The 25,717-nt window shown below is 71.8% G+C and carries 22 protein-coding genes; 13 read left to right on the top strand and 9 right to left on the bottom strand.

What is annotated here, in order from left to right; translation table 11 throughout:
* Positions 1-54: 54 nt before the first annotated feature.
* A complete protein-coding gene (locus tag Ari01nite_RS44450) occupies positions 55-609 on the top strand; it encodes a dihydrofolate reductase family protein (protein ID WP_203790207.1) in 555 nt (184 codons plus the stop codon).
* On the opposite strand, the gene Ari01nite_RS44445 is transcribed toward Ari01nite_RS44450, so the two are convergent.
* Positions 585-3,599: an AfsR/SARP family transcriptional regulator gene (locus Ari01nite_RS44445; RefSeq protein WP_203790205.1), complete on the bottom strand. Its 3,015-nt coding sequence runs from the start codon at positions 3,597-3,599 to the stop codon at positions 585-587. The two genes, Ari01nite_RS44450 and Ari01nite_RS44445, sit on opposite strands and share 25 nt — an antisense overlap.
* Before the next feature lie 57 nt (positions 3,600-3,656).
* Between Ari01nite_RS44445 and Ari01nite_RS44440 the strand changes: the two genes are divergently transcribed.
* Positions 3,657-4,415: an alpha/beta fold hydrolase gene (locus tag Ari01nite_RS44440; protein WP_203790202.1), complete on the top strand. Its 759-nt coding sequence runs from the start codon at positions 3,657-3,659 to the stop codon at positions 4,413-4,415.
* A 116-nt stretch (positions 4,416-4,531) separates the two neighbouring features.
* Here Ari01nite_RS44440 and Ari01nite_RS44435 read toward each other — a convergent pair whose 3' ends face one another.
* On the bottom strand, positions 4,532-5,413 hold the full coding sequence (locus tag Ari01nite_RS44435) for a hypothetical protein (RefSeq protein WP_203790200.1): 882 nt from the start codon (positions 5,411-5,413) through the stop codon (positions 4,532-4,534).
* A 97-nt stretch (positions 5,414-5,510) separates the two neighbouring features.
* On the opposite strand from Ari01nite_RS44435, the gene Ari01nite_RS44430 reads away from it, so the two are divergent.
* Positions 5,511-8,249: an AfsR/SARP family transcriptional regulator gene (locus Ari01nite_RS44430; protein WP_203790198.1), complete on the top strand. Its 2,739-nt coding sequence runs from the start codon at positions 5,511-5,513 to the stop codon at positions 8,247-8,249.
* Between the two features lie 61 nt (positions 8,250-8,310).
* On the opposite strand, the gene Ari01nite_RS44425 is transcribed toward Ari01nite_RS44430, so the two are convergent.
* Positions 8,311-8,955: a hypothetical protein gene (locus Ari01nite_RS44425; protein WP_203790196.1), complete on the bottom strand. Its 645-nt coding sequence runs from the start codon at positions 8,953-8,955 to the stop codon at positions 8,311-8,313.
* Positions 8,956-9,188: 233 nt separating this feature from the next.
* Between Ari01nite_RS44425 and Ari01nite_RS44420 the strand changes: the two genes are divergently transcribed.
* From Ari01nite_RS44420 to Ari01nite_RS44390, 7 genes are all read left to right on the top strand, one after another.
* Positions 9,189-12,113, top strand: a complete 2,925-nt coding sequence (locus Ari01nite_RS44420) for a BTAD domain-containing putative transcriptional regulator (protein WP_203790194.1) — start codon at positions 9,189-9,191, stop codon at positions 12,111-12,113.
* 534 nt (positions 12,114-12,647) lie between these two features.
* Positions 12,648-12,974: a PadR family transcriptional regulator gene (locus Ari01nite_RS44415; protein WP_203790192.1), complete on the top strand. Its 327-nt coding sequence runs from the start codon at positions 12,648-12,650 to the stop codon at positions 12,972-12,974.
* A complete protein-coding gene (locus Ari01nite_RS44410) occupies positions 12,971-13,327 on the top strand; it encodes a DUF1048 domain-containing protein (RefSeq protein WP_203790190.1) in 357 nt (118 codons plus the stop codon). The genes Ari01nite_RS44415 and Ari01nite_RS44410 overlap by 4 nt, the downstream gene beginning before the upstream one ends.
* Position 13,328: 1 nt before the next feature.
* Entirely contained in the window at positions 13,329-13,634 is a 306-nt protein-coding gene (locus tag Ari01nite_RS44405) for a DUF1048 domain-containing protein (protein WP_203790188.1), read from the top strand.
* A gap of 43 nt (positions 13,635-13,677) precedes the next feature.
* Positions 13,678-14,208 (top strand): EXLDI protein, encoded by a 531-nt coding sequence (locus tag Ari01nite_RS44400; protein ID WP_203790186.1) that lies wholly within the window; start codon positions 13,678-13,680, stop codon positions 14,206-14,208.
* Between the two features lie 78 nt (positions 14,209-14,286).
* Positions 14,287-15,045, top strand: a complete 759-nt coding sequence (locus tag Ari01nite_RS44395) for an ABC transporter ATP-binding protein (protein WP_203790184.1) — start codon at positions 14,287-14,289, stop codon at positions 15,043-15,045.
* Positions 15,042-15,788 carry an ABC transporter permease gene (locus tag Ari01nite_RS44390; RefSeq protein WP_203790181.1) on the top strand — a complete coding sequence of 249 codons (747 nt, stop codon included), beginning with the start codon at positions 15,042-15,044 and terminating at the stop codon, positions 15,786-15,788. Before Ari01nite_RS44395 ends, Ari01nite_RS44390 begins: the two co-directional genes overlap by 4 nt.
* Positions 15,789-15,798: 10 nt before the next feature.
* Here the strand turns inward: Ari01nite_RS44390 and Ari01nite_RS44385 are convergent, their stop codons facing one another.
* A complete protein-coding gene (locus Ari01nite_RS44385) occupies positions 15,799-16,623 on the bottom strand; it encodes an SAM-dependent methyltransferase (protein WP_203790179.1) in 825 nt (274 codons plus the stop codon).
* A 107-nt stretch (positions 16,624-16,730) separates the two neighbouring features.
* Between Ari01nite_RS44385 and Ari01nite_RS44380 the strand changes: the two genes are divergently transcribed.
* The 3 genes from Ari01nite_RS44380 to Ari01nite_RS44370 all read left to right on the top strand — a co-directional run bounded on the left by Ari01nite_RS44380 (position 16,731) and on the right by Ari01nite_RS44370 (position 20,435).
* Complete coding sequence (locus Ari01nite_RS44380; RefSeq protein WP_203790178.1) at positions 16,731-17,126, top strand: hypothetical protein; 396 nt, start codon at positions 16,731-16,733, stop codon at positions 17,124-17,126.
* A gap of 72 nt (positions 17,127-17,198) precedes the next feature.
* Positions 17,199-19,451, top strand: coding sequence for a protein translocase subunit SecD (secD, locus tag Ari01nite_RS44375; protein ID WP_203790177.1), 2,253 nt, complete (start codon positions 17,199-17,201; stop codon positions 19,449-19,451).
* A 15-nt stretch (positions 19,452-19,466) separates the two neighbouring features.
* Entirely contained in the window at positions 19,467-20,435 is a 969-nt protein-coding gene (locus Ari01nite_RS44370; protein WP_203790176.1) for an aldo/keto reductase, read from the top strand.
* Positions 20,436-20,448: 13 nt separating this feature from the next.
* On the opposite strand, the gene Ari01nite_RS44365 is transcribed toward Ari01nite_RS44370, so the two are convergent.
* From Ari01nite_RS44365 to Ari01nite_RS44345, 5 genes are read right to left on the bottom strand one after another with little or no spacing between them, the layout of a single operon-like run.
* Positions 20,449-22,107 (bottom strand): DEAD/DEAH box helicase, encoded by a 1,659-nt coding sequence (locus Ari01nite_RS44365; protein ID WP_203790175.1) that lies wholly within the window; start codon positions 22,105-22,107, stop codon positions 20,449-20,451.
* A gap of 34 nt (positions 22,108-22,141) precedes the next feature.
* Entirely contained in the window at positions 22,142-22,801 is a 660-nt protein-coding gene (locus tag Ari01nite_RS44360; RefSeq protein WP_203790174.1) for a response regulator, read from the bottom strand.
* Positions 22,798-23,982 carry a sensor histidine kinase gene (locus Ari01nite_RS44355; protein WP_203790173.1) on the bottom strand — a complete coding sequence of 395 codons (1,185 nt, stop codon included), beginning with the start codon at positions 23,980-23,982 and terminating at the stop codon, positions 22,798-22,800. Before Ari01nite_RS44355 ends, Ari01nite_RS44360 begins: the two co-directional genes overlap by 4 nt.
* A gap of 53 nt (positions 23,983-24,035) precedes the next feature.
* Positions 24,036-24,806, bottom strand: coding sequence for an ABC transporter permease subunit (locus Ari01nite_RS44350; RefSeq protein WP_203790172.1), 771 nt, complete (start codon positions 24,804-24,806; stop codon positions 24,036-24,038).
* Positions 24,803-25,717, bottom strand: a complete 915-nt coding sequence (locus Ari01nite_RS44345; protein WP_203790170.1) for an ABC transporter ATP-binding protein — start codon at positions 25,715-25,717, stop codon at positions 24,803-24,805. The genes Ari01nite_RS44350 and Ari01nite_RS44345 overlap by 4 nt, the downstream gene beginning before the upstream one ends.

The raw sequence follows: 25,717 nt of genomic DNA, 5'->3' as shown, positions 1-25,717 counted from the left end.
CCGGCAAGTTCTCCCCATCAGCAGCGACACCGCAACCGACTGGGAGAACATTCGATGCGCAAGCTCATCAACTCCACCTACCTCACCCTCGACGGCGTCATCGAGAACCCCGTCTGGACGACGCCCTACTTCGCCGAGGAGGCGGCCGAGGTGGCTACCGAGATCACCGCCGACGCGGACGCGCTGCTCATGGGGCGGGCCACCTACGACGGGTTCTCGCAGGCCTGGCCGGCCATGGACGAGAGCGACCCGAACACCGGTGCGGCCTTCTTCAACAACGTCAAGAAGTACGTGGCCTCGACGACGCTGAAGGACCCCTCCTGGAAGAACACCGAGGTGCTGGACGGGGATCTGGTCGAGGCGGTCGCGAAACTCAAGGCTCAGGACGGCAAAAACATCATTCAGTACGGGTACGGATCGGTCACCGGGCAGCTCGTCAAGGCCGGCCTGGTCGACGAGGTGAAGTTCTGGATCCACCCGGTGATCGAGGGCATCGGAAACTTCAGCAGCGAGCTGAGCGACGTGAAGGCCACGTTCGAGCTGATCGGCACCCGGGTGTTCGGCAACGGTGTCATCGTCGTCACCTACCGGCCGAAGGCCACGGCCTGATCGAGGGTGAGCTTGGCGCCCTCGGCGACCAGGTCGTCGAAGCGTTCCCGGCCGAGCGAGGCGATCGCCCGGCGCGCCGCCCGGTCGAGCTCGTCCTGCTCGGCCGGGGCGGCCGGGGCCGCGTTCTGGTCGCGGGCGGTGGCGGCGGCGCCCAGCAGCCGGGCCGCCGTCTCCGGCTCGGCCAGTGCGGCCAGTCCCTCGACCGCGCCGAGGCCGTCGCGGGCGGAGCCGATGGTGGCCTCGTACGCCTCCATGTGCAGTGCCCGGGCCGCCGCCGGGTTGCCCTGCAGCTCGCGCGCGTAGCCCAGCTCGACCAGGATCATCGGCAGGTAGGGCGGCGGCTGCGGCTCGATCCGGCCCTGGTCGGCGATCCGGGCCAGGTGGGTGACGGCCTGGTCGAGGCGGCCCGAGCGGCGGGCCGCGATGCCGAGGCTCATCTCGGCGAACACCACCGCGGTGGGCGCGCCCTGCTCGACGGCCAGCCGGTACGCGCGTTCGGCCAGGTCCCGCGCGACCTCGTAGTCCCGGCCCTGCACGGCCAGCCAGGCCAGCCAGGACAGCTTGGCACCGACCTCGGGCCACAGCGAAAGCTCCGCCGCCCAGCGCAGCCCCTCGCGGTGCACGGCGGCGGCCTTCTCGTTCTGGCCCTGGAACTCGGCCAGCCCGCCGATCCAGTCGCTGGCCCGCAGCCGGCCCCACCGGTCGCCCAGCTTGGCGAACAGCGTGTCGCTGCGGGTGGCGGCGGCCTCCAGGGCGGGCAGATCGCCGGCCGCGTGCGCGAGCATCGCCCGGGACGCCAGCACCGCCGCCTCGGTCCACGCGTCGTCGTACTCCTGCGGCAGCAGTGTCTCGGCGAGCGCCAGGTCGCCCCGTTCGAGCACGGCATTCGCCACGAACCAGGCCGCCCGAGAGGCCGGATCAAGAGCAAGCACATCCCGTACGCCCGAAGGCACCTGCTCGCCCTGCAACAGAGCGAGACCGAGACGCCAGGGCGCCGCCAGGCGCTCCTCCTCGCCCGTGCCCGGCCGGGCCAGGGCGGCCCGCGCCTCGCTGAGCCGGCCGCGCAGCACCCAGTACCAGGTGAGGGCGAGTGCCAGCCGCAGCCCGCCGGTGGTGAGCGCCGCCCGCAGGTTGGCCCGCTCGGCGTCCAGGATCGCGAGCCACTCCCGCTGCTCGGGACCGCGCAACCGGGGGTCGGCGCGCTCGGCGAGCGACCGGAAGTAGGCGGCATGCCGGCCCCGGAGCGCGGTGGCATCGGGCAGTTGCGCGGCGCCGAACTCGGCCACTGACTCCAGCATCCGGTACCGCGGTCCGGGCTCGGCCACCACGAGGGACCGCTCCACGAGCCGGTCCACCGCGTCCAGGTCGGCGTCGCACACCTGCTCGGCGGCCTCGGGCGTCCATCCGTCGCGGAACACGGAGAGCCGGGCGAGGACCAACCGATCCTCCGGGTCGAGCAGGTCCCAGCTCCACGCGATCACCGCGGTCAGGGTGCGCTGCCGCTCCGGCACATCGCGCTGCCGCGTGGTGAGGAGCCGGAAGCGGTCGTCCAGGCGGTCCACCACACCCTGGACGCCGAGGGCGCGCACCCGGGTCGCGGCCAGTTCCAGGGCCAGCGGGAGGCCGTCCAGGCGGCGGCAGAGCTGCGCCACCGCGGGTGCGGTCTGCTCGTCGAGCCGGAACCCGCGGTGCTGGGCGGCCGCGCGCGCCGCGAAGAGCCGGGCCGCGGGCGACCGGCGTACGGCATCGACGTCGGCCGGATCCGACGGCAGCGCGAGCGGACCCACCTCCCAGATCTGCTCGCCCGCCAGCAGCAGCGGCTCGCGGCTGGTGGCCAGCACCCGCACCCCGGGCGCGTCGCGCAGCAGCCGCCCGACCAGCGCGGCGGCCGGCTCGATCACGTGCTCGCAGTTGTCCAGCACCAGCAGCATCTCCCGGTGCCGCAGCGCCGCCACCAGCCGATCGGCCGCGGACCCGGCGGTGCCCGGCGCCTCGTGCAGGCCGAGCACCCCGAGCACCTGCTCCGCCACCCGTGTGTCGGCCGGCGGAAGCGGCGCCAGTTCCACCAGATGTACGCCGTCCGGCTGCACCTGTTCGGCCGCGGCCGCGGCGGCGAGCCGGGTCTTGCCGACCCCGCCCGGGCCGACGAGGGTGAGCAGCCGGCCGGCCGGAATCAGCTCTCGCAGTTCCGCCAGCGCCTCGGCCCGGCCGACGAGCTCGTCCAGCTGGGCGGGCAGGCTGTTGCGGACGATCGCGGCCGCAGGCCGGGCGCTGAGGCCCGGGTCCTGGTCGAGGATCCGCCGGTAGAGGGCGGCCAGCTCCGGACCCGGGTCGAGGCCCAGTTCGTCGGCGAGCCGCTCGCGCAGGCCGGCGTAGCTCTCCAGCGCCTCGGCCTGGCGGCCCGCGGCGTACAGGGCCCGGATGTGCAGCGCGCGCAGGCCCTCCCGCAGCGGATGGAGCTCGACCAGCTCGGCCAGCTCCGCGGCGACCAGGTCGTGCTCCCCGCGGGCCAGCCGGGCCCCGGCGAGCCGCTCCTGCACGACGAGGCGCTGTTCGGCCAGGCGGGTCGCCTCCGCGCGGGCGAACTCCTCGTCGGCCACGTCGGCGTACGCCTGGCCGCGCCACAGCGCGAGCGCCGCGCCGAGCCGGTCCACGCCGGTGGTCTCGGCGAGCGTGGCGAACCGGTCGGCGTCGACGTCGTCGGCCCGCAGCCGGTAGCCCGGGGGCCGCGACTCGATCAGGTCCCGGGCCCCCGGTTCGGCGTCGTTGAGCGCCTTGCGCAGCTGCGACACGCGCACCTGGAGCGCGCCGGCCGCGTTCGCCGGTGCGTCGCCGCCCCACAGGTCCTCGATGAGCCGGTCGGCCGAGACCACCCGGTTGCGGTGCGCCAGCAGGTCGGCGAGCAGCATCCGGACCTTGGCGCCGGGCACCACCACTGGCTCGCCGTCGTCGGTGGTGACGGCGAGCGGACCGAGGATCCCGAAGCGCACAGCGGGACATGGTACGTCGGTAAGCCGACCGTAAGCACAGCAACGCACGCTGGGCCGATGGACATCTATTTCGAGGACCGCGGCGCCGGACCGGGGCGGCCGCTGATCCTCGTGCCGGCCGCGCTGTCCGGCATCCGTACGTCGTACGGCATGCTCTTGCCCTTGCTCGTGAAAACGCGCCGCGTCGTCGCGATCGAGCTGCCCGGGCACGGCCGCACTCCGGATTGCGATGGCCCGTACACCGTCGAGGGTTTCGCGGCGGTGGTGATGCACCTGCTGGACCGGCTCGGCCTGGCGCAGGCGGACATGCTCGGGTGGGGTCTGGGCGCCGCGGTCGCGCTGCAGTTCGGCACCCACCACCCGGAGCGGGCCGGCCGGCTCGTGCTCGCCTCGCCGGCCTTCGACCGCGGCGGACTGCACCCCGGGCTGCTGGACGGCGCGCAGCAGCTGCGGCCCGAACACCTGCACGGCTCGGAACTGCACGAGGAATACCTGCGGACCGCGCCCGCCGCGGCCGGCTGGGACCGGCTGGTCACCAAGATGGCCGTGCTGGACGCGCATCCGCCCGAGTGGACGGCAGCCCAGATCCGGGCCTTGCGGCCGCCCGCGCTGGTCGTGGTGGGCGACGCGGACATCGTCCGGCCGGAACACGCGGTCCGGATGTTCCGGCTGCTCGGCGGCGGCGTTCCCGGCGACGTCTGCGGGCTCCCACGCTGCCGCCTCGCGATCCTGCCCGGCACCACGCACGCCTCGCTGCCGCAGCGGGCCGAGTTGCTGGCCCCCATGGTGGAGGAGTTCCTCGACGAGGCGCGGTGATCCGGCGACCTGTTCCCGGGCGGCCCGCCGACCCTGGAGGCGCAGTACGTGGTCCGGGTGACCACGCGGTAGGGACCAGGCCCACCGAGCACGGCTTCGGTGGGCCCGGTCGTCGGTCACCGGGAAGCGCAGTGCACGCGCCCGCGTACCAGCCAAATTCTTTCGATGGGGTTGTTCTCCCGCGCGGTCACCGTCGCCTCGTCGCCCGGAATCCCGCCCGGCAGCGCCTCCGGCATGATCGACTGGAGAACCAGGTTCCCGGAGATGTCGTTGACGGTCTGTCCACCGCCGCCGGTGACGAACATGCCGGGCGGGCAGAGCACGTCGGCGGCCTTCGGCGAGACCGAGTTGAGCGCGGAGTCGGCCGATGGTTGTGCCACATCCGAGGTGGGGATCTCGGCACAGACGACGAACGCGGTCACCGACCACGCGCCGGTGAAGCCGGTACTGTCCGCGAGCCCCGACGCGGTCGAACGGAACGGGTCGGAGGCGAGGACCGGTCCGGTGCGGCTGAGGGCCACCTCGCCCTGCCCGCCGGTGATCCGGCCGCCGCTGCCGATCATGGTGAGGCCACTGGGGCAGGAGGCGCTCGCGCTGCGGGAACTGGTGCCGGGTGGCGCGTCCAGAGTGGAGCTGAAGATCTGCTGCCCGGGCAATGGATCGGCGCAGATGGCGACCGCGGTGACCGCCCACTGTCCGGCCGGATCGGTTTCGTCCGCGGAGGCGGCGACTGTGAACCGGTCCAGGTTGTTGGTGTGAATCGGTTCCATGCGGGTCAGCACCACGTGTTGCGGCTGGCCGGTGACCCGGCCGAAGCCGCCCGTCACCCGCTTGCCCGCCGGGCACCGGGCCTCGGCCACCTTCGGCGTCGTGGTGCTGAACTCGGTCTGCTCGCTGCTGATGACAGCGCCGGTCACCGCGGCATATGCCGGCGCCGGCCCGATCAGTAAGGTGCCGGCCAGCACCGTGAGCCCGAGTGCGGCTGCGTACCGTTTCATCGAATTCGGTTCCTTCCCCGTCGTCGGTCGTTGACGTGCACGCGACAGCTTGCGGGGCCGGTCTTCGATACGGTTTCGGCTCGGATTGAATCCGCAGGTGGGGGCCGTCGTGATGGTGCGGTTCGGAGTGCTGGGGCCGGTCGAGGCACGGGTCGGCGGCGTGCCGGTCGACGCGGGGCACGCACGGCAGCGCTGCGTGCTGGCCGCGCTGCTGGTCGACGTCAACCGCCCGGTGCCGATCGACGTGGTGCTCGACCGGGTCTGGGGCGACCGGCCGCCGCAGCGGGCCCGCAACGCCCTGGCCGGCTATCTCTCCCGGCTGCGCGGCGGCTTCGCGCAGGTGCCCGGCGTCGGTTTCGAACACCGCCCCGAGGGCTACCGGGTGACGGCCGACCCCGACGCGGTGGACATGCACCGGTTCCGCCGCCTGGTCGCCGAGGCGCGCACCGCGGACGGTCCCGCATCGGCCGCCGGCCTGCTCGACGAGGCGCTGCAGCTGTGGCGCGGCGACGCGTTCGCCGGCCTGGAAACCTTCTGGATCCATGAGATACGCATGTCGCTGGACGCCGAACGGGTGGCCGCCACGCTCGACCGCAACGAGGCCTGGCTGCGGCTGGGGCGCCACGCCGAGCTGCTGGGCGAGCTGGCCCGGCTGGCCGGCGAGCACCCGCTGGACGAGCGGCTGGCGGGTCAGCTCATGCTGGCGCTGTACCGCTGCGACCGGCAGGCCGACGCGCTGCGCCACTACGAGGTCGTGCGGGCCCGGCTGGCCGACGAACTGGGTGTCGATCCGGGTCCCGCGCTGCGCGCCCTGCACCAGCGCATGCTGACCGCCGATCCGTCGCTGCCGGCGACCGACGACCGCCCGGCCTGCCGTCAGCTGCCCGCGCCGCCGGCCTGGTTCGTCGGCCGCGCCGCCGAGCTCACCGCCTTGGACGAGCCCCATCCCGGCATGGTGCTCCACCTGATCACCGGTACGGCCGGCGTCGGCAAGACCACGCTCGCCCTGCGCTGGGCCCACCTGGTGGCGCACCGCTTCGCCGACGGCCAGCTGTATCTCAACCTGCGCGGTTTCGACCCCGGCGGATCGGCGATGCCGCCCACCGAGGCGCTGCATGTGCTGCTCGGCGCCCTCGGCGTGCCGGCCACGCAGATCGCCGGCACGGTGGCGGGTCAGACCGGGCAGCTGCGCGGTCTGCTCGCCGGCAAGCGGATGCTGCTCGTGCTCGACAACGCGCGGGACGCCGATCAGATCCGGCCGCTGCTGCCCGGGAGCGCATCGTGCACCGTCGTGGTCACCAGCCGGGTACCCCTTCCCGGGCTGGTCGTCGGCCACGGCGGGCGCCCGCTGAACCTCGACGTGCTGAACGACGCCGAATGTCGGGACCTGCTCGCCGTGCGGATCGGTCGCAGCCGGGTCGCCGCGGAAGCGGAGGCCGTGCGGGAGATCGTCGCCCGGTGCGCGCGGCTGCCGCTGGCGCTGGCGATCGTCGCCGCACGAGCCGGTTCGGGCGCCGCGCTGCGCACGATCGCCGGCGAACTCAGCGATACCGCCGGGCCGCTTTCGGCCCTGGCCGAGCCCGATCCGGCGATCGACATGCGGTCGGTGCTGTCGTGGTCGTACCGCGCGCTCGGCCCCGCGGCAGCGCGGCTCTTCCGCCGGCTGGCGCTGCACCCCGGCCCCGACATCGGCACGGCCGCGGCGGCCGGCCTCGACGGCACCGACGCGGCCACGGTTCGGCTGGCGATCGGCGACCTGACCAGGGCTCACCTGCTCACCGAACGGGTGCCGGGCCGGTTCGCCCTGCACGACCTGCTCCGCGCCTACGCGGTCGAGCTGGCCCGCACCGTCGACCACGAAGCCGACCGGCACGCGGCCACCCGGCGCATGCTCGACCACTACCTGCACACCGCACACCGGGCCGCCCTGGCGCTGCACCCGCACCGCCACCCCATCGCGTTGCCCGACGCCCCGACGGAAGCGAACGTCGCTGACGTGGCCCCGGCGCCGGCCTGGTTCGCCACCGAACAGACGGTGCTCGTCCGCTGCGTCACGCTGGCCGCGCGGGAGTCGCTCGACCGGCACGCCTGGCAGCTGGCCTGGACCCTCACCGACCACCTCGACCGGCACGGCCACTGGCAGCAGGAGGTCCTGGTCCACGAAACGGCCCTCGCCGCGGCGCACCGGCTGGGCGACCTCGGCGCGCAGGCCGCCGTCCACCGTGCCCTGGGCCGGATGTCGGTGCGGCGGTGCCACTACGAGGCCGCGGCCGACCACTACCGCTCGGCGCTGGACCGCTTCCAGGCCGCGGGCGACCAGGTGAGCGCGGCACATACCCACCTCGGCCTGGGCTGGGTGTTCGAACACCAGGACCGGCCTGCCGAGGCGCTCGACCACGACCGCCGCGCGCTGGCGCTGTTCCGCGCGGCCGGCCACCAGCTCGGCCAGGCCCGCTCACTGCTCCACCTCGGCGGCCACCACCTGCAACTGGACGAGCCGGTGCAGGCCCTCGCCGACTCCGAGCGGGCGCTGGCTCTGTTCCGCGAGGTGGGCGACCTGTTCGGGGTGGCCGCCACCTACGACAACCTGGGCGGCGTGCACCACCGCCTCGGCCGGCACGAGGAGGCGTCCGGCTGCTATCACCGCTCCCTGGAACTGCTCCGGCAGGCAGGCGACCGCTACTACGAGGCCGTGGTCCTCGACCACCTCGGCGACCTGCACCACGCCACCGGGGATGTCGCCTCGGCCCGCGACGCGTGGAAACAGGCCCTGTCCATCCTGGACGAATTCAACCACCAGGACGCAGACAACGTACGAGCCAAACTGGCCGGCTGACCTCCGGTTGCGCTGCGGACACGGGTGCCCTCCCGGTACGCGTACCGGGAGGGCACCGCCGTCACTGGACGGTGAACCGCCAGCCCTCGTTGATGGTCGGCACGTGCGCGGTTCCCCGGGTGCGGTTGCTGTCCACGTATTCGCAGGTGATTCCGTCCCGGCGCATCGCCACTGTCTGGGCGTCGAAGACGACGTCCAGGCTGTGGATCCCGTACTCGCCCAGCAGGGTGGTGCGTGGTGCGATCGCCGACACCGCGGTGACGCCGATCATGCTGGTGCGGCTCTGGACGACCTGGAAGCCGGTGGACATGGTGATGGTGGTGCGCTGCGTGAGCATGGAAGTCACCGAGAAGTTGAGGGTGGTCGTCATGGTGACCGTCCGCGACTCGCTGGCGGTGAAAGTTCCGGTGATGGTCTGGTCGCTGGTGTTCTGGATGAACCGGCCGGTCGACGGCTCGAAGACCGGATTCACCGAGATGACGAGGTAGCGGATGCCGGCCTTGAGGTAGTTCCCGCTGGGCCCGGTGATGAACTCGATCGGCCCGAGCTCGGAGCAGGGCCTCGAGACGATGGGCGGCCGAGGGAACGGGCCCTGGGGGTCGGCGAGTGCGGCGCTCGGCGTCAAGGCGGTCGCGGCCATGGCGAGGGCGGCGAACACCGCGAAAGCGCCGATCCGCCGCCGGGACGGGGTCGCTGTGGGTTTCACATCGGTTCCTTCCGATAGAGATCTGCTGCCAACCGACGTTAGGGAGCGGGGCGTGAGCGGCCGTGTACGCCGGATGCACGGCATACGCGCAGGTCGCCGGGGCCGGACGGCAACCCGTTGCCGGTATCGCGGCGGCAGCGTCCTGTGCGGTACGCAACATCCGACGTCCAGGCATCGCGGGGCTTCGAATTACGGCTGTGACAGAGTCGTCGACGGAGCCGAGTGTGGGCCGGATGATCAGGGCGCGCCGACAGGCCGCCGGCTGGGATCAGGAGTCGCTCGCGCGTGCGGCCGGGGTGAGCGTCCGGACCGTACGCAACATCGAGCTGGGCCGGGTCCGCAGTCCTCTGCACGAATCCGTGCGCCGGTTGGTCGGTGCCCTGCCGGGCGGCGCGTCCGCGGCTTCCTCCAGGCTGCATATCGAGGTGCTCGGGCCTGTTCTCGTACGCCGCGGGCCGCACCCCGTCGACCTGCGGTCGAGGCGCCTTCGTGACCTGATCGGGCTGCTGGTGATCCGGGCCCCGCACCCGGTCGGCCGGGACGAGATCGTGGACGGCCTGTGGGACGGGGCGCCGCCGCCCAGCAGTCACACGCTCGTCAACACCTACGTCGCGCGCCTGCGGGCGGAGATCGGGCCGGGGGCCCCGCTGCTCCGTACCGTCAGCGGATACCGGCTGGACGTGGAGCCCGACCAGGTGGACCTCGCCGTCTTCAACGACCTTTTCGACCGCGGCCTGGACGCGGCCGGCGATGCGGACCACCGCCGGGCCGCGATCCTGCTCACCCAGGCCTTGGACTGCTGGCGTGGCCCGCTGCTCGCTGATGCCGGCCCGGGACTCGCCCGGCACCCGGTGGCGGTCGCTGCCGCGGCTCGGCGCGTGGCGGCGGCGTGTGCCTACGCCGATGCCGGCCTGGCGATCGGAAACTTCGCGGAAGTGGCGTCCCGGCTGCGGCCCCTGGCCGAGCGGGAGTCGTTCCACGAGGGCCTGCACGCCCGGCTCATGCTCGCCGTGGCCGGCACGGGTGAGCAGGCGTCCGCGCTGGGGCTGTACGCCGGTCTCCGCGAACGGCTGGCCGACGAACTCGGCATCTCGCCGGGGCAGGCCGTGCATGACGCCTACCTCAGTGTGTTGCGGCAGAAGTCCGCCGTGGTGGGCTGGCCCGTCGCCCAGCTTCCGGGTGGCACCGCCCTGCTGGTCGGCCGGGACGCGGAGTTGCGGCGGCTGAACGGGCTGGAGGGCGGCGCCGGGCCCGTCGTCTGCGTGCTCACCGGTCAGGCCGGGGTGGGCAAGACGACGCTCGCCGTGGCGTGGGGACGGCAGGCGAGCGAACGCTTCCCGGACGGGCAGCTGTACGTGGACCTGCAGGGTTTTGACCCCGCTGGCACACCGGTCGACCCGGCGGACGCGATCCACGACTTCCTGCTCGCGCTCGGCGCCGGGTCCGAAGCCATCCCGAGCACACGGTCCGCGCGCACCGCGCTGTACCGGAGCCTGACCGCCGGCCGTCGGCTGCTGATCATTCTCGACAACGCGCGCGGTACCGACCAGGTGCGTCCGCTGCTGCCCGGCGGCGCCGGCAGTTTCGTGGTGGTGACCAGCCGGGACAAGATGACCGGGCTGGTCGCCCAGGGCGCCCACTCGGTGGTTGTCGGCCCGCTCGCCGAGGACGCGGCCATGGCGCTGCTGTCGCACCACCTCGGTGCCCAACGGCTGGGACGTGAGCCGGCCGCCGGCCGCGACATCGTGCAGCGATGCGCTCGGTTGCCCCTGCCGCTGGCCGTCGCGGCCGCCAGGGCCGCCGCCAACCCCGGGTTCAGCCTGGCGAGCGTCGCGGCCGAGTTGCATGACGACCGCCGGGGCCTGGACCCGTACGACAGCGGCGACGAGGCCACCAGCGTCCGCAACGCGCTGTCCTGGTCGTACCACGGTCTCGAGTCCGACCACGCGAGGGTGTTCCGCCTGCTCGGGATCGTCCCGAACCCGGAGATCACCGCGCCGGCCGCCGCGAGCCTCGCCGGCCTGCCGCCGCCGCGGGCCGCGGCGGCCCTGACGGCACTGGCCCGGGTGCACCTCGTCGACGAGGTGCACCCGGGCCGCTACTCGCTGCATGACCTGCTCCGGAGTTATGCGCGGGAGCTCGTCACCGCGGTCGACACAGCTGCGGATCGGGACGTTGCCCTCGACCGGATCACCGGCCACTACGTCGTCGCCGCGCAACGGGCGGCCCGGCTGGTGGCCCCGAACCGGGCGGGCACCGGCCGGGTAACCGCCGGTCACGGCGAGTTCCGATCGGCCGAGCAGGCGGTGCGGTGGTACGACACCGAGCGGGCCACCTTGCTCGCGACGATCCGGCAGGCCGCGGCGGACGGGCGGGACGCCAGTGTGTGCGACCTCGCCCATGCCTTGACGGAGTTGTTCGACCGGCGTGGCCACTGGCACGACTGGGTCGCCGTGACGGATCTGGCCGCGGTGGCCGCGGCCCGCCTTGCCGATCCGATCCGTGCGGCCCGGCTGCACCGGTCCCGAGCCCGGGCCGAGGTCTGGCTAGGCCACTACGACCGGGCGCAGGACCAACTGGCCCAGGCGCTGGACCGGTGCCGCGACACCGGGGACCAGGCTGAGCGGGCGCACATCTTTCGCTGTCTCGCCTGGTGCATGGGCCGTGCCGGCGCCCGGCACCAGGCGGTCGCCCACGCCCGCACCGCGATCCGCCTCTACGCCCGAGCCGGCGACGTCGCCGGCAAGGGCATCGGCCTGAACAATCTCGGCTGGCAGTACGCCCATCTCGGCAGGCCGGAAATCGCGCTGCGCTGCTGCCACGGCGCGGTGGCGCTGTTGCGCGCCGCCGGCGACGACAACGGGGCCGGCCACGCCCACGACAGCCTCGGATTCATCTATCAGCAGCTCGGTGACCGAGTGCGGGCCGTGGACCATTACGTCCGATCGGTGGCGCTGCTGCGCCGTACCGGAGATGTGTTCCACGAGGGCGACACCCTGATCCGGTTGGGCGACGCGCGCCTGGCCGCCGGCGACAAGGCCGGCGCGATGCGTGCCTGGAGGCGGGCGTTCATGCTGCTCGCTCGGCTCCGTCACCCCAGCTCGGAGGAGGCGCGGAGCCGGCTGAACATGCGGCCTGGCGGGGGACCGGGGCGCTGAGTCCGGCCTGGCGGGTCAGGAACCGACGTGGATGCCGGGGCGGCGGTTCTGGTCGGGCTCGTGCTTGCGGATGATCTCGCGGGTGACGGGGGCGGCGCCGGTGCCCCGGTGCGCAGGACGCGGTAGCCGTCGACATCGATGCCCCGTACGACCAAGGTGTCGCTGAACTCGGAGGGATCGACCACGTCGATCTCCAGGAACAGGATGTCGTGGGCGCCGGGCACCGGGTTGTCGCCGCGCTGCTCGCGTTCCTTGAACCGGTACTCGGCGGCGTCGCCGGTCTGCCGGCGGTGGGCGACCAGGTCGAGAGCGCCGTCGAGCTCGAGGGATTCGGTGATATGGCGCCTGGTCGTTCACCCGGATCAGGGTACGAGCCAACGGCGCTCCGATCTCTCCCGCGGAGCCGCCGGCACCGGCATCCGGCGGTAGAAATTCGTCAAAACCGGCGGTACTCGGTACTACCGTATAGCGGTACCCGGTGTTACCGTATAGCAGTACCTGGTGGTACGAGGTACTGGAGGGAGGTGAGCCGCGGTGGAAGATCTGACCGAGATGCTGAAGGGCACGCTCGAAGGTTGCGTGCTCGAAATCATCGGCCGCGAGGAGACCTACGGGTACGCCATCACTCGCCGGCTGAACGAACTCGGCTTCGCCGACGTCATCGACGGGACGGTTTACACCATCCTGCTGCGGCTGGAGCGGAACGGCCTGGTCCAGGTCACGAAACGACCGTCCGAAGTGGGCCCGCCGCGCAAGTTCTACGCACTCAACGACGCCGGGCGCCAGGAACTCGCGACGTTCTGGACGAAATGGCAGTACGTCTCATCGCGGATCGACAAACTCAGGGAGGGCGGGGCATGAGTTTCTGGGAAACCATCACGGGCAGCGATCTCACCCGGGAATGGAAGGCGTTCGACACCCGGGCCGGAGCATTGCCGGCCGACTATCAGGTCGCATGGGAACAGATCAAGGGCAACCTTTTCCCGTACGGGAACTTCAGCGGCCGCAATCTGACACCGATCGCCGATGCGGCACTCGGATTGCTCGAGGAAGCCGCGGCCGACGGGCAGGGCATTCACGAGGTGCTCGGCGACGACATTGCCGGCTTCTCGGCCGCGCTGGCCGGCGGAGCGGGCGCCCGCAATTACCGCGACCGATGGCGGGAGCAGTTGAACCGGAACGTCGCCCGAAAACTGGCTCGGCTAGGAGACTGACGTGGGCATTCAGGACATCATCGAGGGCAAGAAGCAGTGGCGGGCGCACGTCGCCCGGGTCAAGGCGCTCCCGCCCGACTATCAGATCGTCTACAAAGAGATTCAGCGGTACCTGTTCAAGGTCGGGCCGATCGACCTGCTGGACAGCGATCTGCTCCCCGGGATCGTCGACTTCTTCGAGGAGGGTGCCGCCTCCGGCAAGGGGGTCCTGGCAGTCACCGGCACCGACGTCGCCGCCTTCTGCGACGACTTGATCAAGGACTCACGCACGTACGCGGACGTCTACCAGGAGTCCATCGAGCAATAGCTCCAGCGTTGCGTGTACGTATAGGTGTGCGTATAGTCGGGTCATGCCCAACAAGACCATCTACGTGTCCGACGACGACCTCCCGCTGTTCCAGCGCGCCCAGGAACTCGCCGGCGGCACCCTGTCGGCGGCCATCGCCTCCGCCTTGCGCCGTTACGTCGAGGTCGAGGAGGGCCGGCAACAGGGGTACGCCGACGTCGTTGTCCGCGTCGGGCCGGGACTCGGCCGCAAGCAGCGGTTCTCCGGCATGCTGCTGGCCGAGATGGAGCAGAGCGGCAACGAGCGCGACGAGACCTACCGGGTCTACCGCACCCGCACCGAAAAGTACGTAGTCCACCTCGAGCGGTCCGAGGCGCACGTGAACACCGGACCGAACGCCGAGAAGTACCGCACCGGCTGGCGCGCCTGGGTCGGCGACTGGAGCGCCAACCAGTCCTGGACGCGCATCCCCGCCGACTCCAGCCTGCGCATCGCCGACGACCTCGACGCGCTGCGCGACATCATTCCGACCGAGCTCTACGAGCTGGTCCTCGATGCCGTCCACGAACCGGCGATCGAGGACCTCGACATCTGACCCAGGCCTGACACAGCACGGACGAGCCGACGTCGGCCGTCCGGCGATGAGCCATGCCCACCGCACAGGAGGCGGCACATGGAAACAGCGAGCCCGGCGATCCGGGTCCACGGATTGCGGAAGTCGTACCAGAATCTGTCCGTCCTCAAGGGCGTCGATTTCGAGGTGGTGCGAGGGAGCATCTTCGCGCTGCTCGGGTCCAACGGCGCCGGCAAGACCACCGTCGTGCGCATCCTGTCCACCCTGCTCAAGCCGGACGGCGGCACGGCAAGCGTGCACGGGTTCGACGTCGGTACCGAGCCGCGGCGGGTGCGCGAATCGATCAGCCTGACCGGGCAGTTCGCGGCCGTTGACGAGATCCTGACCGGACGGGAGAATCTGGTCCTGGTCGGCCGGCTCCGCCGGGTCGGCAACCCGCGCGAGGTCGCGGACGAGCTGCTCGGCCGGTTCGGGCTGGCCGACGCGGGCGACCGCCGGGTCGCGACCTACTCCGGTGGCATGCGCCGCCGGCTCGACATCGCGATGAGCCTGATCGGTGATCCGCCGGTCATCTTCCTCGACGAGCCGACCACGGGGCTCGACCCGGAGGGCCGTCTCGAGGTGTGGCAGGTGATCCAGAAACTGGCGCACGGTGGCACCACGATTCTGCTCACCACGCAGTACCTGGACGAGGCGGAGAAACTGGCCGACCGGATCGCGATCCTGCACGAGGGCACGATCATCGTCTCCGGGACCCTCGCCGAGCTCAGGGAACTGCTTCCACCGGCCGAGGTGGAGTACGTCGAACGACAACCGACCCTGGAAGAGATCTTCCTCGCGATTGTGGGCCGGCGATGAACGACATCACGGTCATGCTCGGGCGCTCGATGAAGCACGTGACCCGCAGCCTGGACACCATCATCACCGTCACGATCACGCCGATCGCGATGCTTCTGCTGTTCCGGTACGTGTTCGGGGGCGCCATCCAGGCCGGCGGCGGCAACTACACCGACTACCTGATGCCGGGCATCCTGCTGATCGCGATCGCCAGCGGCGTCTCGTACACGGCATTCCGGCTTTTCACCGACATGAAGAGCGGCATTTTCGAACGGTTCCACTCGATGCCGATCACCCGGTCGTCGGTGCTGTGGGGGCACGTGCTGACCTCGCTGGTGTCCAACGGCATCTCGGTGGCGGTCATCATTCTGGTCGGGCTGGTGATCGGCTTCCGCTCCTCGGCCGGTGTGCTGGCCTGGCTGGCCGTTGCGGGCATCCTCGCGCTGTTCACCCTGGCCCTGACCTGGCTCGCCGTGATCCCGGGCCTGACCGCGTCGACCCCGGACGGGGCGTCCGCCTTCGCCTATCCGCTCATCTTCCTGCCCTTCATCAGCTCGGCGTTCGTCCCCACCGAGACGATGCCCGGGCCGGTGCGAGCCTTCGCCGAGAACCAGCCGGTCACCGCAATCGCCAACGCGGTCCGGGCACTGTTCGAGCAGCAGCCGGTCGGCAGTGACATCTGGATCGCACTCGCTTGGTGCGCCGGCGTCCTGGTAGCGGCCTACGCGGGCGCGATGGCCGTCTACCACCGCAAGATCGCCTGAAGCGGGCGGCCTAAATCTTTCGGCCGACGCCGCCGACGGTCCAGATCGGAGTGGCGTGCGGCCACTCGGCACCCGGCTCCGGCCGCCACTCGGGCAAGGGCACCAGGCCGGGTGCCACCAGTTCCAGTCCGTCCAGGTATTGGGCTACCTCGGCCTGGCCGCGCAGGTTCGGCCGGCTCGGTCCTTGGATCCGCGTGCTCTGGGTGTAGAGCGTGGCCAGTTTCGAGGTGACCTCTGGTCGCAGGTCACCGACGGCGTGCGCCAGCACGAAATAGCTGCCGGGAGCCATGGCCTCGCGCAGGACGCCGACGATGCGCAGGACCTCCTCGTCGTCGGGGAGCAGGTGCAGGACGGCGACGGCCAGGACGGCCACCGGGGCGGTGAGGTCGAGCAGCCCGCGGACCTCCGGCCTGGACAGCAGTTCCTTCGGCTCGCGCACGTCGGCCTGGACCACCTTGGTCAACGGGTTGGTCTCCAGCAGGGCCCGGGCGTGCGTGATGACCGTGGCGTCGTTGTCCACATACACCACCCGCGCCTCGGGTGCCACCGACTGGGCGATCTCGTGAACGTTGCCCCGCGTGGGCAGGCCGCACCCGAGGTCGAGGAACTGCCTGATGCCGCTGTTCGCGACGTAACGCACCGTCCGGGCGAGGAACTTGCGCACCTCGGCCGCGCCGGCGCGCAGTTCCGGAGCGACGCTCAGCGCCTTCTCGGCGGCCTCCCGGTCGGCGGCGAAATTGTCCTTACCACCCAGGTAGTAGTCGTACATCCGGGCCACGTTCGGAGTGTGCGGATCGAAGTCGGACAGCCCGTCGCGCGCCGTTGCCTCAGTCATGACACCTCCGTCGATGGGTGACCGGATCATCCTCGCACCCCGGCCCGAAGGCCCGGTACCCAGTCGCGGGGGTGCGATAGGCTCGGCCCTCGACGAGGAGGCCCAGGATGAGGCCCAGCAGGAGGCCCAGCAGGTGGGGTGAGCAGCGGATACGGCAGGCATGCCGGGCCGTCGTGCTGCCGCTCGTGCTGCTGGTCGGCATCTCCTGGGCCGCGCTGCTCGGCATCGGCCGCGGCGAGCCGATCCAGGCGAGCGAGTTGCCCCGCCTCGTGGTCTCCACACTGGTGCCGCAGTCGGTCACGCCGGTGGTGCCGGAAACCCGGCTGACCGCCAAGCCCTCCCCAGCGGCGTTCTTCCTGTTCGTGGCCGCGATCGTTGGTCTGCTGTTCGGCACCGGACGGTGCGTCCGGTGGCCGGCCGCCACGGGGATGGGTTCCGCGGCGACGCCGTCATTGCTCCTGCACACGGTGAGGGGGCGCGCACCGCCACGCCTGCCGGCGTAGTCGTGCCCCTTTCTTTCCACCCGCGGTGACGCCTGAGGCGGCCGTGGCTCATCCGTGTCGAGGAGATCCAAAATGTCGCGCGCTACTGTCGTGCGCGCGGTTCTCGCCCTGGTCGTGTTGGCGGTGTCGGGGTGGCTGCTGGCCACCCGTCCGCCCCGGCTAGGGCTTGACCTGCGCGGCGGAACCCAGATCGTTCTTGAAACCCGTGACGGCGAGTTCGCCAAGGCGGACGCCGTCAGCACCGGCGAGGCGCTCGAGGTGCTGCGCCGCCGAGTCGACGAATTCGGTGTCGCCGAGCCGACGCTGGCCCGCTCCGGCGAGCGGCGCATCATCGTCGAACTGCCCGGAGTCACCGAACCGGCCGAGGCGGTACGCATCATCGGCCGTACCGCCCAACTGTCTTTTCATCCGGTCCTCGGCGTCGAGTCGAGCGCGCAGACGGGGACCGGCGGCGAACTCGTGCTGCCGTCGGAGAGCGGCGAGAAGCTGAGGCTGGGGCCGGCCGCGCTCTCCGGGCAGCAGGTCGACAACGCCACCGCCGGGCGCGGCGAGTTCACCGGCTGGCAGGTCAGCCTCGACTTCCGCGGCACCGGCGCCGAGGCGTGGCGGAAGCTGACCGCCGATGCCGCCTGTGCCGCACCCGGTGAGCCGGCCCGGCGGGTGGGGATCGTGCTGGACCGGGAGGTGATTTCGTCGCCGCAGGTCAACGAGGACGTCGTCTGCAACACCGGCATCGCCGGCGGCCGCACCCAGATCACCGGCGAGTTCACCGCGGCCGAGGCGAAGGACCTGGCCCTGCTGATCCGCGCGGGCGGGCTGCCGGTCCCGGTCGAGGTCATCGAGCAGCGCACGGTCGGCCCGAGCCTGGGTGCGGCAGCGATCGACGCGTCGGCGACGGCCGCCGTCCTCGGGATGATCGCGACGGTCCTGTTCATCGTCGCCGTGTACCGGCTCGTGGGTGGGGTGGCCGCCGTCGCGCTGGTCTGTTACGGCCTCATCTCGTACGCCGCGTTGCTGGCGATCGGCGCCACCCTAACCCTGCCCGGCCTGGCCGGATTCGTCCTCGCGATCGGCATGGCCCTGGACGCCAACGTCCTGGTCTTCGAACGAGCCCGGGAGGAGTACGCCGCCGGCGGCCCCCGGCGCAGCCTGCGCACCGCGATGCGAGCCGGATTCGCCAACGCCTGGTCGGCCATCGCCGACTCCAACGTCACCACGTTGCTCGCCGGCGGGCTGCTGTTCTTCCTCGCCTCCGGCCCGGTACGCGGCTTCGGCGTCACCCTGTCGGTCGGCGTGCTGGTGTCGATGTTCACCGCGCTGGTGCTCACCCGGGCACTGTCCATGCCGCTGGTCAACGCCCGCTGGCTGGCCCGCCGCCCGAACTGGAGCGGGCTGGGCGGCATCGGCTGGGTCCGGCAGAAGCTGGAGACCCGGAACCCGGACATCATGGGCCGCCGGCGGCTGTGGCTGGCCGTTTCGGTCGCGGCGGTCGTGCTGGCCCTGGCCGGTGTCGCCGTGCGCGGGCTGAACCTGGGTGTGGAGTTCACCGGCGGCCGGCTCGTCGAATACGCCACCACCGCCCCGCTCTCGGCCGACACCGCCCGGGACGCGGTCGAATCCGCGGGCTTGGAACGCGCCGTCGTCAACCCGTCCGGCGACGGCAACATCAGCGTCCGCGCCGGGAGTTTCGGCGACGACACCGAGGCCGGAGTGCGGTCGGCGCTGGCCCAGGCCGGCGGCGGCGAGATCCAACGGCTGCGGGACGAGAAGATCGGCCCGACCCTCGGGGAGGAACTGCGTCGCAACGCGCTGATCGCACTCGGCGTGGCGCTGACCGCCCAGCTGGCCTACCTGGCGATCCGGTTCCGCTGGCAGTGGGCCACCGCCGCCGTGCTGGCCATGTTCCACGACGTGCTGCTGGTGGTGGGCGTGTTCGCCTGGCTGGGCCGGCCGATCGACGGCATCTTCCTGGCGGCTCTGCTGACCGTGATCGGCTACTCGGTCAACGACTCGGTGGTCAACTTCGACCGGATCCGGGAGCTGGTACGGGCAAAGGGCAACCGTGGCATCCCGTTCGCGCGGCTGGTCAACACCGGCAGCCTGCAGACCGTGCCGCGCACCGTCAACACCGGCCTGGGCGCTGTCGTCATCCTCGCCGCGCTGGCCGCGCTCGGCGAAAGCTCCCTCGTCGACTTCGCCCTGGTACTGCTGATCGGCATCGTCGTCGGCACATACTCCACGGTGTTCCTCGCCGCGCCGCTGGCGGTCGTGTTCGTGGGTCCCGCGGTCAGGCACAGTGAAGCACGCCGGGTTCGTGCCGGCTGATCGGGAGGTACTGCGATGGAGTTCACCCGTCTGGGCCGGACCGGGCTGCGAGTGAGTCGGATCGGGCTGGGCTGCATGAGCTACGGGCGGGCGGCGGCCGGGATGCATCAGTGGACCCTGGACGAGGAGGCCGCCGCGCCGTTCTTCCGGCAGGCCGTCGAGCTGGGTGTGACCTTCTGGGATACCGCGAACGTCTACCAGGGCGGCACCTCGGAGGAGTTCGTCGGGCGGGCGATCACCCGGTTCTCCCGGCGCGAGGACATCGTGCTGGCGACCAAGGTCAGCGGGAAGATGCATGACGGGCCGGGCGGTAGCGGCCTGTCGCGCAAGGCGATCCTGGAGCAGGTCGATGCCTCGCTGCGCCGGCTGGGCACCGATTACATCGACGTCTACTACGTCCACCGGTTCGATCCGGAGACGCCGGTCGAGGAGACCATGCAGGCCCTCGACGACCTGGTCCGGGCTGGCAAGGTGCGTTATCTCGGTGCGTCGTCGATGTGGGCGTGGCAGTTCGCCAAAATGCAGCACGCTGCCGTCGTCAACGGCTGGGCGACGTTCTCGGCGATGCAGGATCAGTACAACGTGCTCAAGCGCGAGGAAGAGCGGGACATGATCCCGATGTGTCTCGATCAGGGTGTCGGTCTGACTCCCTACTCGCCGCTGGCGAAAGGCCGGGCGGCCCGGCCGTGGGGCCAGCAGACGTCCCGGTCGTCGTCGGACAACGTGGCCAAGGCGTTCGACCGGGACGTCGACGAGCCGGTGGTGAACGCGATCCAGCGGGTCGCCGAGGCTCGCGGCACCGCGATGGCCCAGGTGGCGCTGGCCTGGGTGCTGTCCAAGCCGGTCGTTTCCGGCCCGATCGTGGGTGCTACCAGGACGCATCACCTGCGGGACGCCGTCGCCGCGCTCGAGCTCGATCTCACGGATGGCGAGCTCGCCGCGCTGGAGGCTCCCTACCAGCCGCAGGACAACTACTGGTGGTGATCGCCGGGTGGGGTCAGCGGTGGAAACGTTCGCGGCGCACCGTCGGCCGCCGGCCTCTGATGGTGCTGCGCTGCATGGCCGTGATGACCATGTCGGCGGCATCTTCGGGGACCTCCACCAGCGAGAAACGGTCGGTGATCTGGATGGCGCCGATCTCGCGGGCGCTGAGGCCCGATTCGCCGGCGATCGCGCCGACCAGGTCCTGCGGGCGTAGCCCGGCCCGCGTGCCGATGCCGAAGAACAGGCGGGTCACCCCGGAGTTCGACGATCGTGAACGGTTCTGATGGGGGGCACGGTTCTGGGGTTTGCGGTCCTCGCGCGGTGCCACCGGTGACGGGATCTCGTCCTCGTCGACGTCGCCGCCGGCTGCCTCGTGCAACAGCTTGACCGCGGCGAGGGCGATGTTCTCGATGTCGAACTCGTCGGTGAGTGAGTCGAGCACGACGCGGAACCGCTCGAGGTCGTCGGTTTCCAGGCTGGTCTGCAGGGCCGTGCGGGTCACTTCCAGCCGCTTGGCCCGCAGGTCGGTGACCGTCGGGAGCTTCTCGAGGGTGATGCGCTGCCCGGTGAGCCGCTCGATGGCCTTGAGCATCCGCTGTTCCCGCGGTCCCGCGAGGGTGATGGCACAACCCTCCCGCCCGGCCCGGCCCACCCGGCCGATGCGGTGCACGTACGCCTCCGGCGCCGCCGGCACGTTGAAGTTGATGACGTGCGTCAGCTGCTCCACGTCGAGGCCCCGGGCGGCCACGTCGGTCGCGACCAGCAGTTCGGTGTTCCCGCCGCGCAGCCGGCCCATGACCCGGTCCCGCTGATCCTGGCTCATCCCGCCGTGCAGGGATTCCGCGCGGTACCCGCGCCCGTTCAGGGTCTCCGTGACCTGGTCGACCTCCTCGCGGGTGCGGCAGAAGACGATCGCCGCCGACGGCAGTTCCACGTCGAGGATCCGGCCGAGAGCGGCCGGCCGGTGCGCCCGGGCGACGATGTAGGCGCTCTGCCTGACCAGCGGGAGTTCGCCGGGCGCGACGGCCTTGCGGCCCATGGCGATCCGGATCGGGGCACGCAGATGGCGGCGGGCGATGCTGTCGATCCGGGGCGGCATCGTGGCCGAGAAGAGCACCGTCTGCCGGTCTTCGGGCGTCTCGGCGAGGATCGCCTCGATGTCCTCGGCGAATCCCATGTCCAGCATCTCGTCGGCCTCGTCGAGGACGACGGTGCGGACCCCGCCGAGCCGCAGGGTGCCCCGTTCGATGTGATCGAGCACCCGGCCCGGCGTGCCGACGACGACGTCCACACCGCGCTGCAGCGCCTGCAGCTGCCGCCCGATCGGCTGCCCGCCGTACACCGGCAGGACCCGTACGTCCAGGTCGCGGCCGTACCGGTGGACCGCCTGCGACACCTGCTCGGCCAGTTCGCGGGTCGGCACCAGAACCAGCGACATCGGTCCCGCGTCCCGCTGGCCGGCCGCGAGCCGCTGCAGCAGCGGCAGCGCGAACGCGGCCGTCTTGCCGGTGCCGGTCGCCGCCTGTCCCACCAGGTCGTTGCCGGCCAGCAGCGGCGGAATGGCCTCCTGCTGGATCGGGGTCGGTTCCTCGTAGCCGAGGTCGGTCAGGGCGCGGAGCAGCTCCGCCCGCAAACTCAGCCCGGCGAAACCGGCCGGCGGGTTGTCATCCATGGCGACAACCTTAGTGAGCACCATCCCGGCCCGGTCACGCTGTGCGGGGTGCCAGCCCGTTCTCGTACGCGTACACCACAATCTGTACCCGGTCGCGCAGCTCGAGCTTGCTGAGCAGCCGGCCGACGTGTGCCTTCACCGTGGCCTCGGACAGGTGCAGTTCGGCACCGATCTCCTGGTTCGACAGGCCCCGGGCGACGAGCGTCAACACTTGCCGCTCGCGTTCGGTGAGCCGCTCGCGCCGTTCGTCGCCGGTGGGCTTGCCGGGCAGGTGGGGCAGGGCTACGTCGAGCAGGCGCCGGGTGACGGCCGGCGCGACCACGGCGTGCCCGCCGACGACCGCGTGGATGGCGGTGATCAGCTCGGCCGGCGGCACGTCCTTGAGCAGGAAGCCGCTGGCCCCGGCGCGTAGCGCGGCGTAGACGTACTCGTCCAGGTCGAAGGTGGTCAGCATCAGGATGCGGGCCGGGCTGCCGGAGCCGACGATCTCGCGGGTGGCCTCGATGCCGTCGAGCACCGGCATCCGGACGTCCATCAGCACCACGTCGGGGCGCAGCGCCCGGGTCATGGTGACCGCCTGGGCACCGTTTCCGGCCTCGCCGACGACGGTGATGTCCGGCTGGGCCTCCAGCACCAGCCGGAGGCCGAGCGAGAGCAGCGGCTGGTCGTCGGCGAGCAGCACCGAGACGGTCACCGGACGAGTTCCGTCTGGTCGAAGGTGAGGCTCGCGTACACCTGCCAGCCCGGCCCGGCCCGAGGGCCGGCCTCGAGTCGTCCACCGTATGCGGCGGCACGTTCCAGCATGCCGGTCAATCCGTGCCGGCCGGTGGTTACGGGTTGCCGGGCGATCCGGCCGGCACCGTCGTCGAGGACTGAAACGTCGGCGGCGCCCGGCCGGTAGCGGAGCGTGACCTCGGCGTTCGCTTGCAGCCCGGCATGTTTGAGGGTGTTGGTGAGCGCTTCCTGCACGATCCGGTAGATGGCCAGTCCGGCGCCCGGCCCCCAGGCACCCGCTGCGCCCTCGTGCCGCAGACTCACCCGTAGCCCGGCAGCCCGCACTCTTTCCACGAGCGCGTCGATGTCGTCGAGGCCGGGCTGCGGCGTGCGCGTGCTGGTCCCCGTACTGGAAAAATTGCGCAACAGACCCACCAGCCGGCGCATCTCTCCGAGAGCCTGCCGTCCTGTCGCCGAGACCTGGCCCATCACGTCGGCGGCGCGCTGCGGCGCCTGCGCCGCGGTCGCGGAGGCACCGTCCGAGAGAGCGACCATGACCGCCAGGTGGTGGGCGACGACGTCGTGCATCTCGCGCGCGATGCGCGCCCGCTCCTCCGCGACCGCGAGTTGGGCGCGCTGATCGCGTTCCTGTTCCAGCCGTCGGGCGCGATCTTCCAAAGCGATGGTGTACGCGCTGCGTGTGCGCTGGTTCATGCCGATCAGGACGACGGTCACCGTGACCGCCGAGACCGCCGCGAATGCGCCCCACGCCGGTCCGTCCGCGATCCGGTTGTCGAAGCCGGGGATCACCGTGAGCGCGGCAGCCGGCCAGGCGAACCGGGCGGGACGGTGCCGGGCGATCGCGTGCAGGGCGGTCAGCGTGACCGCCAAGGCGGCCGGTGACTGGGCGCCCACCGCCTGCGAGCCGACGAGCAGCACGGTCGCCACCGCGAAGACCAGGACCGGTGCCCGGCGGCGCCAGATCAGCGGAACCGGCAGCAGGACCACCGAAACCCAGTCCACGGCATCGGTGTGTGCGACGGTGGCGCCGGTGCGCCCGGTGAGCACGAGACCGCAGCCCAGCGCCACGATCCCGGCGATCCCGGCGTCGGCCACGCGCGGATGGCGCCGGGCAGCTGCCCGGATTTCGCGCAGGCTCATCCGGCCATTGTGGCCGGAGGACACCCCTGTCGCGGTACCCCGGCCGCCAGCGGTCACGGGTCGCGGCGCCGGAGCATGACACTGCCGGCACCCAGCGTGAGCACCGCCCAGGCGGCGACGGTCAGCGTGGCCGGGCCGGGCGCGAGCATCCCGAACGGATTGGCCGAGTTCACGGCGTACATGGCCTGCGCGGCCGCGACCGGGACGAAACGCAGCACGTCGTCGGCGATGCTCTCCGGCAGAGCGGGCCGCAGGATGGCCGGCAGCACCAGCATCGTGAGGACGTAGACGGTGATCGCCGCAGCGGTGTGGCGCACCAGGGCGCCGATGCCGAGCCCGATCAGCGCGAGCGCGACCGGCGCGGCGGCCGCACCGAGCAGGGCGCGTGCCGGGATGCCGGCCTGCTGTCCGGCGGGAAGCAGCGCCTCGCCGGCGACCAGGGCGGCCGTGCACGCCACCAGCATCACGGGGAAGGCCACGAGAACGAGCGCGACCGCCTTCGCCGGCAGCACCGGCAGCCGGCCGGGGACGGCCGCGAACGTCGCCCGGATCAGGCCCGACCCGAACTCGCCGGTGATCATGAGGACGCCGAAGACACCCAGGATCAGCGAGATGACGTCCACACCGAGGAAGGTCTGCGTGGTCAGCGTGCCGGCCGAGACCTCGGCACCCGGGTCCCGGTAGACGTTCCAGTTGATCGCCACGGCCAGACCCACGGTGATCAACGCGGCGGCCGACAGCACCACCCAGGTGGAACGCAGGGCGGTCAGCTTTCCCCACTCGGCGCGGGTCACGCGCGCAAACGAGATCCGGTACGCGCTCATGACGGGACGACCTCGTTGTGGAACCGGATCCAGCCCCGGGTGAGCTCCATGTACGCCTGCTCCAGCGAGGCCCGGTGCGGGGTGAGCTCGGACAGGATCACGCCGTGTGCCGCCGCGACCGCGCCGATCTCCTCGGCGTCCAGTCCCGCCACCACCAGCGATCCCTGCTCCGAACCGGTCACCGTCGCACCGGCAGCGACCACGGCGGCGCGCAGGCCGGCCGGGTCCGGTGAGCGAACCAGGCACCGGCTCGTGCCGGCCCGTGCGATCAGCTCCTCGATGCCGACGTCCGCCAGCAGCCGTCCGGCACCGATGATCAGCAGGTGGTCGGCGGTCACCGCCGTCTCGCTCATCAGGTGGCTGGACACCAGCACCGTTCGTCCCTGCGCCGCCAAGTCCTTGAGCAGCGTCCGGATCCACAGCACGCCGTCCGGGTCGAGCCCGTTGACGGGCTCGTCGAGTATCAGCACGGCGGGGTCGCCGAGCAGCGCGGACGCCACTCCCAGCCGCTGGCTCATGCCGAGCGAGAACCCGCCGGCCCGCCGGTCGGCCGCCTCCGCGAGGCCGGCCGTCGCCAGCACCTCGGCCACCCGCCGGGCCGGAATCCCGTGCGTCCGGGCCAGCCCGAGCAGGTGCTGCCGGGCGGTCCGGCCGCGGTGCACGGCCCGCCCCTCCAGCAGTGCGCCGACCGCGCACAGCGGGGCCGGATGCGCCCGGTAGGGCCGCCCGCCGACGGTTGCCGTCCCCGCGTCCGGCCGGTCCAGGCCCACCATCATCCGCATGGTGGTCGACTTGCCGGCCCCGTTCGGCCCGAGAAAGCCGGTCACCCGCCCGGGCCGCACGGTGAACGACAGGCCGTCGACCGCGGTCGTCGCGCCGAAGCGCTTCGTCAAATCCCGTACTTCAATCAT

This window comes from Paractinoplanes rishiriensis, from assembly GCF_016862375.1.
Lineage (GTDB): Bacteria > Actinomycetota > Actinomycetes > Mycobacteriales > Micromonosporaceae > Actinoplanes > Actinoplanes rishiriensis.
The sequence above is the reverse complement of the archived record's forward strand: the minus strand, read 5'-3'. Positions and strand labels throughout refer to the sequence as shown.

Coding starts and splice junctions, on each gene's coding strand:
- Ari01nite_RS44350 (WP_203790172.1), bottom strand. CDS start 24,806: ATGAGCGCGTACCGGATCTCGTTTGCGCGCGTGACCCGCGCCGAGTGG.
- Ari01nite_RS44355 (WP_203790173.1), bottom strand. CDS start 23,982: ATGAGCCTGCGCGAAATCCGGGCAGCTGCCCGGCGCCATCCGCGCGTG.
- Ari01nite_RS44370 (WP_203790176.1), top strand. CDS start 19,467: ATGGAGTTCACCCGTCTGGGCCGGACCGGGCTGCGAGTGAGTCGGATC.
- Ari01nite_RS44390 (WP_203790181.1), top strand. CDS start 15,042: ATGAACGACATCACGGTCATGCTCGGGCGCTCGATGAAGCACGTGACC.
- Ari01nite_RS44420 (WP_203790194.1), top strand. CDS start 9,189: ATGATCAGGGCGCGCCGACAGGCCGCCGGCTGGGATCAGGAGTCGCTC.
- Ari01nite_RS44385 (WP_203790179.1), bottom strand. CDS start 16,623: ATGACTGAGGCAACGGCGCGCGACGGGCTGTCCGACTTCGATCCGCAC.
- Ari01nite_RS44345 (WP_203790170.1), bottom strand. CDS start 25,717: ATGATTGAAGTACGGGATTTGACGAAGCGCTTCGGCGCGACGACCGCG.
- Ari01nite_RS44440 (WP_203790202.1), top strand. CDS start 3,657: ATGGACATCTATTTCGAGGACCGCGGCGCCGGACCGGGGCGGCCGCTG.
- Ari01nite_RS44395 (WP_203790184.1), top strand. CDS start 14,287: ATGGAAACAGCGAGCCCGGCGATCCGGGTCCACGGATTGCGGAAGTCG.
- Ari01nite_RS44365 (WP_203790175.1), bottom strand. CDS start 22,107: ATGGATGACAACCCGCCGGCCGGTTTCGCCGGGCTGAGTTTGCGGGCG.
- Ari01nite_RS44435 (WP_203790200.1), bottom strand. CDS start 5,413: ATGAAACGGTACGCAGCCGCACTCGGGCTCACGGTGCTGGCCGGCACC.
- Ari01nite_RS44380 (WP_203790178.1), top strand. CDS start 16,731: ATGAGGCCCAGCAGGAGGCCCAGCAGGTGGGGTGAGCAGCGGATACGG.
- secD (WP_203790177.1), top strand. CDS start 17,199: ATGTCGCGCGCTACTGTCGTGCGCGCGGTTCTCGCCCTGGTCGTGTTG.
- Ari01nite_RS44400 (WP_203790186.1), top strand. CDS start 13,678: ATGCCCAACAAGACCATCTACGTGTCCGACGACGACCTCCCGCTGTTC.
- Ari01nite_RS44410 (WP_203790190.1), top strand. CDS start 12,971: ATGAGTTTCTGGGAAACCATCACGGGCAGCGATCTCACCCGGGAATGG.
- Ari01nite_RS44450 (WP_203790207.1), top strand. CDS start 55: ATGCGCAAGCTCATCAACTCCACCTACCTCACCCTCGACGGCGTCATC.